This window comes from Streptomyces sp. SID4985 (assembly GCF_009863025.1).
In the GTDB taxonomy this organism is placed as follows: domain Bacteria; phylum Actinomycetota; class Actinomycetes; order Streptomycetales; family Streptomycetaceae; genus Streptomyces.
This window is the reverse complement of the sequence record NZ_WWIR01000210.1, coordinates 18,657-30,227: the sequence shown is the minus strand read 5'-3', so window position 1 is coordinate 30,227 and position 11,571 is coordinate 18,657. Positions and strand designations below refer to the sequence as shown.

At 68.8% G+C, this 11,571-nt stretch carries 10 protein-coding genes; 8 read left to right on the top strand and 2 right to left on the bottom strand.

Annotated elements, in window-relative coordinates:
* The coding region (locus tag GTW40_RS08660) for a PQQ-binding-like beta-propeller repeat protein (protein WP_161179573.1) at nt 1–1,743 on the top strand (1,743 nt) is incomplete at its 5' end.
* A gap of 193 nt (nt 1,744–1,936) precedes the next feature.
* Nucleotides 1,937–2,632 (top strand): response regulator transcription factor, encoded by a 696-nt coding sequence (locus GTW40_RS08655; RefSeq protein ID WP_161179572.1) that lies wholly within the window; start codon nt 1,937–1,939, stop codon nt 2,630–2,632.
* Between the two features lie 25 nt (nt 2,633–2,657).
* Here the strand turns inward: GTW40_RS08655 and GTW40_RS08650 are convergent, their stop codons facing one another.
* Both GTW40_RS08650 and GTW40_RS08645 read right to left on the bottom strand, forming a co-directional pair.
* Nucleotides 2,658–2,996: a hypothetical protein gene (locus tag GTW40_RS08650; RefSeq protein WP_161179571.1), complete on the bottom strand. Its 339-nt coding sequence runs from the start codon at nt 2,994–2,996 to the stop codon at nt 2,658–2,660.
* A gap of 21 nt (nt 2,997–3,017) precedes the next feature.
* Nucleotides 3,018–4,730 (bottom strand): sodium:solute symporter family protein, encoded by a 1,713-nt coding sequence (locus GTW40_RS08645; protein WP_161179570.1) that lies wholly within the window; start codon nt 4,728–4,730, stop codon nt 3,018–3,020.
* 195 nt (nt 4,731–4,925) lie between these two features.
* On the opposite strand from GTW40_RS08645, the gene galT reads away from it, so the two are divergent.
* From galT to GTW40_RS08615, 6 genes are all read left to right on the top strand, one after another.
* The gene (galT, locus tag GTW40_RS08640) at nt 4,926–6,005 is read left to right on the top strand and encodes a galactose-1-phosphate uridylyltransferase (RefSeq protein WP_161179575.1); all 1,080 of its coding nucleotides are present in this window, start codon (nt 4,926–4,928) and stop codon (nt 6,003–6,005) included.
* The gene (galE, locus tag GTW40_RS08635) at nt 6,002–6,964 is read left to right on the top strand and encodes a UDP-glucose 4-epimerase GalE (RefSeq protein WP_161179569.1); all 963 of its coding nucleotides are present in this window, start codon (nt 6,002–6,004) and stop codon (nt 6,962–6,964) included. Before galT ends, galE begins: the two co-directional genes overlap by 4 nt.
* Complete coding sequence (gene galK, locus GTW40_RS08630) at nt 6,964–8,118, top strand: galactokinase (RefSeq protein ID WP_161179568.1); 1,155 nt, start codon at nt 6,964–6,966, stop codon at nt 8,116–8,118. Before galE ends, galK begins: the two co-directional genes overlap by 1 nt.
* Before the next feature lie 188 nt (nt 8,119–8,306).
* Nucleotides 8,307–8,753 (top strand): hypothetical protein, encoded by a 447-nt coding sequence (locus tag GTW40_RS08625; RefSeq protein WP_161179567.1) that lies wholly within the window; start codon nt 8,307–8,309, stop codon nt 8,751–8,753.
* 5 nt (nt 8,754–8,758) lie between these two features.
* The gene (locus GTW40_RS08620; RefSeq protein ID WP_161179566.1) at nt 8,759–10,930 is read left to right on the top strand and encodes a hypothetical protein; all 2,172 of its coding nucleotides are present in this window, start codon (nt 8,759–8,761) and stop codon (nt 10,928–10,930) included.
* Entirely contained in the window at nt 10,923–11,564 is a 642-nt protein-coding gene (locus GTW40_RS08615) for a hypothetical protein (RefSeq protein WP_161179565.1), read from the top strand. Before GTW40_RS08620 ends, GTW40_RS08615 begins: the two co-directional genes overlap by 8 nt.
* The last annotated feature ends 7 nt before the right edge of the window (nt 11,565–11,571 follow it).

Genomic DNA, 11,571 nt, shown 5'->3' with positions numbered 1-11,571 from the left:
CCGCAGCCGGGCGGCTACGGCGCACCCCAGCCCCCGCAGCAGCCCGGCGCCTACGGCACGCCCCCCGGCCAGCAGCCCGGCGGATTCGGCGCCGCCCCGCACGGCAACCCCACCCCCGGCTACGCCTACCCGCAGCCGTACCCCCATCCGGCCCCGCAACCGCAAGCGCAGCCGCACCCCACCGCACCGCCCCAGCCCCACTACGGCTACCCCCAGGGCCCGCCCCAGCCCCCCACCGGCTACGCCTACCCGGGGCAGCCGCAGCCCTACGGGTACCCGTACGGGCAGCACCCCACCGCCCCCTACCCCGCGCCGAAGGCGGCCGGGCAGCGGACCGTGGTGTACATCGTCGTGGCCGCCGTGCTCGCGATCGCGCTGATCGCCGGGGTCGGGTTCTGGTACGCCAACTCGGGCGGTGGCGGCGGAAAGCAGGACACCGCGCACTCCTCCGGCGGAACCGGCGGGAAGAACGGGTCCGGCGGGGCGACCGGGGGCAAGGAGAAGGCCCCCGCCGATCCCGGCTCGAAGATGCTGTTCCAGGTGCCGCTGCCGCAGACCGCGAACACCGTCCGGACGGCGGGCTCCTGGCTGACGGACGACGTGTACGCGAAGTCGGGCGTCGCGGAGATCACCGGGTACGACCCCGCCGACGGCACCCGTAAGTGGACGCTCAAGCTCCCCGGCCCGGTCTGCTCGGCGAGCAGGCAGCTCACCGACGACGGCCGGACGGCGATCGTCTTCCAGCCGGAGATGAACGACACCAGGGCGGGCTGCAGCCGCCTCGCGGCCGTGGACCTCACCAAGGGCACGCTGCTGTGGACGAAGACGGTGGGGGAGGGCGACTTCCCCGTCACCTTCGACAACGTCACCGTCTCCGGCCGTACCGTCGCCGCGGGCAGCAACGACGGCGGCGCCGCGTTCGACATCGACTCCGGCAAGGCGCTGTGGCAGCCCAAGCGCTCCGACGGCTGCTACGACGTCGGCTACGGCGGCGGTCCCAAGCTCGTCGCGGTCCGCAAGTGCGGCGGCTACGACAACCCGCAGCTGCACATCCAGACCATCGACCCGAAGTCCGGCAAGGTGTTCTCCGAGTACAAGATGGCCCCCGGCATCGAGTACGCCTCCGTGGTCTCCACCGTCCCCCTGGTCGTCGCCGCCGACGTGGGCCACAGCGCGGGCGACGGCAGCGGCATCTCGGACTACTTCTCCATCGACGGCAGGACCGGCAAGCTGCTCACCCGCATCTCCGCCCCCGGCGACACCTACGGCGGCAAGTGCGACAGCATCACCAAGGTCGAGGACTGCCGGGGCGTCGTCGCGGGCAACGGCAGGCTGTACCTGGCCACCGAGGAGCACGACGGCACGAGCGACAAGTACAGCCAGACCAACGAGATCGTCGCCTTCGACCTGACCACCGGCAAGCAGACCGGCCAGCGCGCCCCGGCGGGCGACGGCTACACCCTCTACCCGCTGCGCATGGACGGCACCAGCCTGCTCGCCTACAACCACCCGCCCTACGACAAGGGCGGCCAGGTCCTCAGCATCGACGGCGCCTCCTTCAAGGCGGTCAAGCTGCTGGAGAACCCGGCCACCCAGGAGGTGCACCAGGCGGAGGCCACGATGCCCGCCGAGTACGCGGAACTCCGGTTCGCCGACGGCCGCTTGTTCATGTCGGCGGTCTACGCGCACAAGGTGTCCTACGGCAAGGAGTACCTGGTGCTCGCCTTCGGCACGGACGGCTGACCGCGCCTCGCTCCGCCCCGAGTGCCCCGGATTTCATCGGTCCGGGGCACTTCTCCGCATAGTGGCGGCGCGACGTCGAACAAGCGTGTAACTTCCGGGACATGGGGGACGAGGCGCCGGGGGGCCCTCTGTCCCCGGGGACCGGTGGGCGTCCATAGTGGGGCATCCACCGGGGGACTGGGGGGTTTGCAGTATGGGAGTGCGGCTGATGGTCGTCGACGACCACCGCCTGCTCGCGGAGGCGCTGGCCTCCGCGCTCAAGCTGCGCGGGCACCGGGTGCTCGCGGCGGCGGCACCGGCGGCGGGCGCGGCCGAGCTGGTGATCACACGGGCACCCGAGGTGTGCCTGCTCGGTACGGCGGCACCCGCCGAGCCGGGCGTCTTCGACCCGGTGGCCCGGATCAAGCGGGAGCGCCCGCAGGTGGCCGTGGTGGTCCTCGGACCGGTGCCGTCCCCGCGCGGTATCGCGGCGGCCTTCGCGGCCGGTGCCTCGGGGTACGTCCGGCACGACGAGCGCATCGAGGGCGTCGAGCGGGCCATCATGAAGGCGCGGGCGGGCGAGGCGGCCGTGTCCCCGCAGCTTCTCCAGGGCGCCTTCGCGGAGCTGCTCAACCCCGCCGCCCAGCCCGACGACGAGGGCCAGCGGCTGCTGCGGCTGCTCACCCCGCGCGAGGTCGAGGTGCTGGTCCGGGTGGCGGACGGCGAGGACACGCGTCGTATCGCGGCGGGCATGGGCATAGCCCCCAGCACCGCCCGCACCCATGTGCAGCGCGTCCTCATGAAGCTCGGCGTCGGCTCCCGCCTGGAGGCCGCCGCCCTGGCCGCCCGCACCGGCCTCCTCGACAGAGCGGGCCCGCTGCCCCACATGACGACGGGGCCGGAGCTGTGACGCACAGCTCCGGCCGCGCAGCACACTAGTGGGCCGGGTCCTCCTCGGTCACGCCCTCCGCGGGGAGCGGGGGCGGGGTCGGGCGGAGCTTGAGCCAGGCCAGGAAGAAGACGCCGAGGATCAGCATGCCGATGCCGGTCCACAGGTTGATGTTGACGCCCTCGGCCTTGTCGATCGCGGCCTTGGAGTCGGTGATCCCGGCGATCGTGACGATGACGCCGTAGACGACGAACAGGCCGCCGATGATGCGCCGCAGGTCGAAGATGCGGGCCGCGGTGGCGGACTTGCCCTCCAGCTCGGTGACCTCGCGCTGGACGTCCTGCTCGGTCGCGCCGTGCTCGGGGCGGGGGGATTCTTCGGTCATGGTTTCCTCATCCTCCCGCGATCAGAACGAGAACGGGATGTAGCAGGCGGCGGCCAGGACGACGGCGCCCCAGCCGAGCAGGGCGGGCTTGCGGTACCAGGCGTCGTCGCCCTCGGCGGGCGGCTCGGCCATACCCGGCGACTTCGTGCCGTAGACCAGGCCCTGGAGTTCGTCGGCCGGCTTGGCCTTGGTGAACAGCGACACCGCGACCATCACGACCGCGCCCGCGACGAAGCCCGCGATGGCGGAGACGAAGTTGGCGCCCTGGTCGGAGGGGATCGAGATGATGCCCTCCTTGTAGAAGACGAAGTAGTTGACCATCGCGGCGGTGGTGCCCGCGAGCAGACCCCAGAAGCCGGACTTGGCCGAGGCGCGCTTCCAGAACATGCCGACGATGAAGACCACGAACATCGGGACGTTGAAGAAGGAGAACAGCGTCTGGAGGTAGCTCATGATGTTCGAGAACGAGGACGCCAGGAACGCCGTGCCGACGGAGGCGGCGACACCGATCACGGTGATCAGGCGGCCGAAGCGGACGTAGTAGCCGTCCTCCTGGCCGGGCTTGACGTAGCGCGCCCAGATGTCGGTGGTGAACACGGTGTTGAAGGACGACACGTTGGCCGCCATGCCCGCCATGAACGCCGCGAGCAGACCGGTGACCGCGATGCCGAGCACGCCGTTGGGCAGCAGCTCCTGCATCAGATAGGGGATCGCGTCGTTGTACTGGAGCCCGGAACCGGCGGTGCCGATGTTCGGGACCAGGGCGGCGGCGACCAGGCCCGGGATCATCACCAGGAAGACGATGAAGATCTTCGGGTACGCGGCGATCAGCGGGGTGCGCTGTCCGGCGGAGAGGTTCTTCGCGGACAGGGCGCGCTGCACCTCGGCGAAGTTGGTGGTCCAGTAGCCGAAGGACAGCACGAAGCCGAGGCCGAGGACGATGGTCAGCCAGTTGGCGCCGAGCGGGTTGGCGCTGCCGATGCCGGTGCCGCCCCACGCGGTGGTGAAGTTCTCCCCGTGCTGCGCGGTCAGCTTGTGGGTCAGGCCGTCCCAGCCGCCGACCTTCTTCAGGCCGAGGAAGGTGATCGGGATGAGGGCGGCCAGGATCACGAAGAACTGGAGCACCTCGTTGTAGATCGCCGAGGAGAGACCGCCGAGCGTGATGTACGCGAGGACGAAGGCGCCCGCGACCACGATCGCCACCCACTGCGGCCAGCCGAGCAGCGCCTCGACCACGATCGCGAGGGCGTACAGGTTGACGCCCGCGATCAGGATCGCCGCGAACGCGAACAGGATCGAGCTGAGCAGATGGGCTGCCTTGTCGAAGCGCAGCAGCAGGAACTCGGGGACCGAGCGGACCTTGCTGCCGTAGTAGAAGGGCATCATCACGAGGCCCAGGAAGACCATCGCCGGGATGGCGCCGATCCAGTACCAGTGCACCGTGTACGCGCCGTACTGCGCGCTGTTGGCCGCCATGCCCAGGATCTCGGTGGCCGCCAGGTTCGCCGAGATGAAGGCGAGGCCGGTGATCCAGGCGGGCAGCGAGCGTCCGGAGAGGAAGAAGTCGAGGCTGGTCTTCACCGAGCGGCGGGCCGCGAAGCCGATGCCGAGGACGACGACGAAGTAGATGGCCAGGATCGTGTAATCGAGCCAGTTGGTGGGGAGCCGTAGCTCCGCGGCCAAGTAGGTGGGGCCCGCCGCCAGGGGCGCGGGGCCGGTCGGGGACGTCTGCATGAGAACTCGCTTCGTTGCGCGAACTGATCCAGAGCGGAACCTACGCCGCGGCCTTCAGTATTTGAACAGTTCTGTTGGTGTTCTTTGTTTGATTGTGATCGTACGATCCGTTGTCGAGTTGTGGTTTGTTATGTTTGATTGTGTTGAGCGGTGGGGTGAGGACGCCCTGCGGGGATGTCGATCAAGGAGTCCGGCGTGAAGAAGACCCCGACGCGGCTGGCCGACGGGCGTGAGCTGATCTACTACGACCTGCGCGACGACATCGTGCGCGACGCGGTGGACCGCCGCCCCCTTGACCCCACGGTCACCCGCTCCGAGATCCGCCGCGACCCGCTGCTCGGCGACTCGGTCGCGATCGCCTCCCATCGCCAGGGCCGCACCTACCACCCCCCGGCCGAGGAGTGCCCGCTGTGCCCGAGCGAGGGCGAGCGGCTGAGCGAGATCCCCGACTCCTCCTACGACGTGGTGGTCTTCGAGAACCGCTTCCCCTCGCTCGCCGGGGACTCCGGCCGCTGCGAGGTCGTCTGCTTCACCTCCGACCACGACGCGTCCTTCGCCGACCTCACCGAGGAACAGGCCCGCCTGGTCCTCGACGCATGGACCGACCGCACCGCAGAACTCTCCCAACTCCCTTCCGTGAAGCAGGTGTTCTGCTTCGAGAACCGGGGCGCCGAGATCGGGGTGACCCTCGGCCATCCCCATGGGCAGATCTACGCCTACCCGTTCACCACGCCCCGCACCGCGCTCATGCTCCGCTCCGTCGCCGCGCACAAGGAGGTCAGCGGCGGGGAGAACCTCTTCGACGACGTCCTCGCCCGTGAACTCGCCGGAGAGCGGGTCGTCCTGGAGAGCGAGCACTGGGTGGCCTTCGTGCCGTACGCCGCGCACTGGCCGTACGAGGTCCACCTCTACCCCAGGCGCCGGGTGCCCGATCTGCTCGCCCTCGACGAGGCCGCGCGCACAGAGTTCCCCCAGGTCTATCTGGAACTCTTGCGGCGCTTCGACCGGATCTTCGAGCGGGAGGGAGGGGAGGGCGCCGTGAACGAGCCCCGGACGCCGTACATCGCGGCGTGGCACCAGGCGCCCTTCGGGCCGACCGGTGTGCCCGGTGCGGAGCGTGCGGACTTCGCCCTTCACCTGGAGCTTTTCACCGTCCGACGCACTTCTGGCAAGCTGAAGTTTCTCGCGGGTTCCGAGTCAGGTATGAACGTCTTCATCAACGACGTGCCGCCGGAGCGCGCGGCAGACCGACTGCGAGAGGTTGCGAGTTCATGAAGTACCTGGTGACGGGTGGCGCGGGTTACGTCGGCAGCGTGGTGGCCCAGCATCTGCTGGAGGCGGGGCACGAGGTCACCGTCCTCGACAACCTCTCCACCGGTTTCCGCGCGGGCGTCCCCGACGGGGTCACCTTCGTCGAGGGCGACATCCGCGACGCCGCCAAGTGGCTCGACTCCTCCTACGACGGTGTGCTGCACTTCGCCGCGTTCTCGCAGGTCGGCGAGTCGGTCGTGAAGCCCGAGAAGTACTGGGAGAACAACGTCGGCGGCACCATGGCGCTGCTCGCCGCGATGCGTGAGGCAGGCGTGCGCCGCCTGGTCTTCTCCTCCACCGCCGCCACCTACGGCGAGCCGGAGGAGGTCCCGATCCGGGAGTCCGCGCCGACGAAGCCCACCAACCCCTACGGCGCCTCCAAGCTCGCCGTCGACCACATGATCACCGGTGAGGCGGCCGCGCACGGTCTCGCCGCGGTCTCGCTGCGCTACTTCAACGTGGCCGGTGCGTACGGCAGTTACGGCGAGCGGCACGACCCCGAGTCGCACCTCATCCCGCTCGTCCTCCAGGTCGCCCAGGGCCGCCGCGACGCCATCTCCGTCTACGGCGACGACTACCCGACCCCGGACGGCACCTGCGTACGCGACTACATCCACGTCGCCGACCTCGCCGAGGCCCACCTCCTCGCCGTCGCCGCCGCGAAGACCGGCGAGCACCTGATCTGCAACCTCGGCAACGGCAACGGCTTCTCCGTCCGCGAGGTCATCGAGACCGTCCGCGAGGTCACCGGCCACCCGGTCCCCGAGATCGTCGCCCCGCGCCGCGCGGGCGACCCGGCGGTCCTGGTGGCGTCGGCGGAGACGGCGCGCGCCACACTGGGCTGGAACCCCTCCCGCGCGGACCTCGCCGGGATCATCGCGGACGCCTGGCAGTTCGCGCGTCGGACGCACAAGGAGCAGTAGTGGGCGCAGAGTCGGTCCGGGAACGCTTCGCCGAGCTGTACGGAGCCGAACCGGAGGGGGTGTGGGCGGCGCCGGGCCGGGTCAACCTGATCGGCGAACACACCGACTACAACGACGGCTTCGTGATGCCGTTCGCACTTCCCCACCAGGTGACGGCGGCCGTCTCCCGCCGCACCGACGGCGTGCTGCGGCTGCACTCGGCGGACGTCGAGGGCGGACCCGTGGAGCTGGCTCTGAACACTCTGGAGCCGGGCTCGGACCGCGACTGGACGGCGTACCCGGCGGGCGTCGTCTGGGCCCTGCGCGAGGCGGGCCACGCGCTGACCGGCGCGGACATCCACCTGTCCTCCACGGTGCCGACCGGCGCGGGCCTGTCCTCCTCGGCGGCCCTGGAGATCGTCGTCGCCCTCGCGCTGAACGACCTCCACGAACTCGGCCTGCCCCGCTGGCGGCTGGCCCGCCTGTGCCAGCGCGCCGAGAACGTCTACGTCGGCGCCCCCACCGGCATCATGGACCAGACCGCCTCCGCCTGCTGCGAGGAGGGCCACGCCCTCTTCCTCGACACCCGCGACCTCTCCCAGCGCCAGATCCCCTTCGACCTCGCCGCCGAGGGCCTGCGCCTGCTGGTCATCGACACCCAGGTCAAGCACGCCCACAGCAACGGCGAGTACGGCAAGCGCCGGGCGGGCTGCGAGAAGGGCGCGGCGCTGCTGGGTGTGGACGCGCTGCGGGACGTGCCGTACGAGGACCTCGACACCTCCCTGTCGGCCCTCGGCGACGAGGACGAGGTCCGCCGCCTGGTCCGCCACATCGTCACCGAGAACCACCGCGTGGAACGAGTGGTGGAACTGCTCACGGCGGGCGGCGTCCGCGAGATCGGCCCCCTCCTCACCGAGGGCCACGCCTCCCTCCGCGACGACTTCCGCATCTCCTGCCCGGAACTCGACCTCGCGGTCGACACCTCCCTGTCGACCGGCGCCCTGGGCGCCCGTATGACGGGGGGAGGGTTCGGGGGGTCGGCGATCGCGCTGGTGGAGGCGGACGGGGTGGACACCATCACCAAGGCCGTTCAGGAAGCCTTCACCGTCGCCGACCACACGATGCCCCGCATCTTCGAAGCGACCCCGTCCCCGGGAGCCCGGCGCCTGATCTGATGCCTTCGCCACCCTCGGCCCCGCGCACACGTGCACGGGGCCGAACTCTTTCCCCTTCCACGTTCGTATGGTTGTGCGGACTTGCCGCTTCGGTAAGGTGCTGATCGCTTACCGCGATCCCCCCGTCGCGTTCCGGTATGTGCGTGGCCGGAGGGACGGCGGCCGGTACGCGATACGGGGAGGCATCCATGGCATGGGCGGAATGGGAGCAGTCGAAGGCCCGAGTGGCCGATCGGCAGCCCACAGGAATGCGGCTCGATCACAGTGAGGGCGGTCCGGGCGGGAAACAGGCCCGGGGCGACCTCGTGGTCGGTCACCAGGATCTGGAAGCCGTCGGCAAGGCGGCCCATGATCTGTTCACGGACTTCACGACCTACAGCGGCCATGCGCGCGGGGCCTCCGCGGCAGCCGCAGGTGGTCTCAAGGGTGAGGGATTCGCGCTGGGAGCGGCACTGGAACATGTCGCGAAGCGCTGGGACGAGCAGACCAGAACCCTGCTGGACGCCTGCGCCCACATCTCGAACCATCTGCGGTACACCAAAACCCAGCACGCGGCCGACGAGTCGTACATCGCGGGTGCGGTCAGCAGCATCGCCACGCTCGACGAGGGCTTCGACGACCGGAAGGGGCACTGACGGACGTGGACCTGAACGCGCTGCGCCACGGGAACTTCGCGAAGCTCGGTGAGGCGGTCACCGACTGGGAGCAGATGACCAGGAAACTCGCCGCCCTTCAGAAGGACGCCGAGGACAACCTCAAGGCCAAGGCGGACAAAGCCAACTGGGCCGGAATCAATGCCACGGTCAGCCGCGAGTTCATCGCCAGGACCGCTGCCGAGTTCGCCGACGCCCACACCCAGGCCGACTCCATCGTGAAGATCCTCAGCGACACCCGGGGTGAACTGATCGATTTCCGGACGCAGTTGAACGATGCGATTGCGCGGGCCGAGAAGCAGAACCTGTCGGTCGTCGACACCGGCGACGGGACTTTCGCCGTCATGGGGAACACCCGCCCCGACTGGGCCTCCGACCCGGGCGGAAAGACCGGCGTGACGGACCAGAAGGCGGTGGAGGCCTTCCGCGACGAGATCCAGGGTGTCCTGACCAGGGCGACGCGAAGCGACGACAGTGCCGCGAAGGTCCTGACACTCTTGGTGAACCAGGCCAAGTACGGCTTCGCCGACGTGTCCTACGCGAACCGGGACCAGGCGGCCGACGCCGTCGCGGCTGCGGAGAAGCTGGCGAAGATGGCCAAGCACCCGGCCGGCATGAGTCTCGACGACATCGCTGACTTCAACCGCATGATGGCGAAGTACCACGACGACTCCCTGTTCGGTGAGCAGTTCGCGACGCGTCTGGGTGCCAAGGGAACGCTTCAGTTCTGGACCGAGATGGCTCATGCCCACGCCGGTGCCAGGGGTGCCGAACTGGCGGCGATGAAGAATATGCAGACCAACCTGGGGCTGACCCTGGCCACGGCGTCCTTCTCGGACTCGGACGCCATGCGGGACTGGAAAAGCGGCCTCATCGCAGAGCGCAACAAGAACTTCCGGGCCAGCGACTCGTCCAGCCCGGTCGGCGCTCTCGGTTCCCAGGTCATCAGCAGTTTGCTGCGGCAGGGACAGTTCGATACCGAGTTCCTGGACGACTACCGGGAGAAGCTGTTCAAGGCAGACAAAGCAGCCGGGGACTCGGGCACCCATGACCTGTGGGTCAAGGGGTACGACGGTCTGGACCTCGACTTCGGTGACGACAACGGTCGTGATCCGCTGAAGGGCCTGTTCGGTGCCCTCTCCCACAACCCCGAGGCGGCAGTTCACGCCTTCGCGTCCAAGTCGGACCTGGACCACATGCTCGGCACCACCAAGTTCACGGATCGGGGGGCGTCCCTCGGCCAGGCCCTGGAGAGCGCTGTCACCGGCGTCGCGGCCGGCGACGCCACGACCATGGCCCCGCCGCACAGTGCGACCCAGGTCAAGATCATGGCCAACATCATGAGTGCGGTGGCCCAACCCGGCAGCGGCGCGGCCCTGGTGACCAAGGGCATGGGGGAGAGCTTCGGGGACATGGCGGCTTCTTACATGCCGGAGATCAGCCAGGCCCTCGAAGGGCCCGACTCCGGAACCGTCTTTCTCTCGAACAGTCAAGATCCCGACGGTCTCGAAGCCACCGATGTCATCCGGTTCCTTTCGGCGACAGCCGCCGATCCCGCGGGCAGGGCAGGGATCATCTTCGGAGAGAACATCTACACCGGAAACCTTCTCCAAGCGCACCTCTCGGATCCGTCCATTTTCGACGGCGAAGATAAACAGGTCCTCGCCGACATCGGAAGGAATGCCGGATACATCGAGGGCATCGTCGGACATTCCGTGGCGAACACGGAAGTGGCCAAGTCCGTGAATGGTGAGCAGGAGTACAACGACGCCCTGAAGGCAAAGGGTGATTACGCCAAGACCTGGGTGAACATCGGGCTGACCTTCGTGGAGGTCCCCGAGAGGCTGGGCGGAGCGGCGATGGGGAGTGTGCTCGGAGGGTCGGGCGGCGTCGTGGCGGGAGCGGCTGTCGACCGTCTGCTCGAGACGCAGGAGCTTCACGGCAGTAAGGACCGGGCGCTGTACTACTCCAGCAAGGACCTGTTCCAGATGCGTGATTCCGTCAGTCAGCAGACCCAGTGGTCAGTGGACGACGCCTTGGCCAGGAACAAGGTGGATCTGCCCAGCGACGGGATCAAAGATGCCGTGCGGGTGGCCGTCAACGACGGCTGGAAGGATGGGGACTACGCCTTGAACCGGTCCAAGGGGTCATATGAGTGAGACGGTCGCGGGAAGCGGGGCGAGGCGGTACAACACGAGGAATTTCCTCATCGGTCTCGTGATCGTGGGATTCGCGTGCGGCGCCTTCCTGCTCTATTTCATGAAGGGTTTGTACCTGCTTCCCGGCAACGTGTGTGACGCGTCCGTGCAGCGGGACACCGTGATCCGGATTCTGCCGCGCGCAAGGTCGGCGGACCAATGGGCCGGACAGGGAAGTTCGGGAAGGCATTTCTCCTACGGCTGCCGCGTCTCCACCAGCGGTGACTCGATTCTTTCCGGGCAGGTCGACGTCCGGGACACGTCCGAGGCGTCCTGGGCGAGTTCCTACAGTCAGGGCCACAGTGTGCTGAGGGCGTCGAAGGGCGGAGTCGAAGCCTTGGCCGCGAACGGCGGACGCTCGGTCTCCCTCTACATCCCCTGCGTTCCCGCAGGTGTGGAAGCGGGTGACGCGCGGCAGAGCTATGCCCTGGTGGCGGACGCGGGCGTGCTCGGCAAGAGCAGGGCCACGGGCGCGGAGTTGCGCGAGGCTCTGACGGATTTCCTGTACCAGTTCACCCGCCACGCCTACGACGTGGCCGAGTGCAAGCCCCAGCGGGACCTCCCGAAAAGGCTGCCGCCCTACAAACAGCCCTGACGTACGG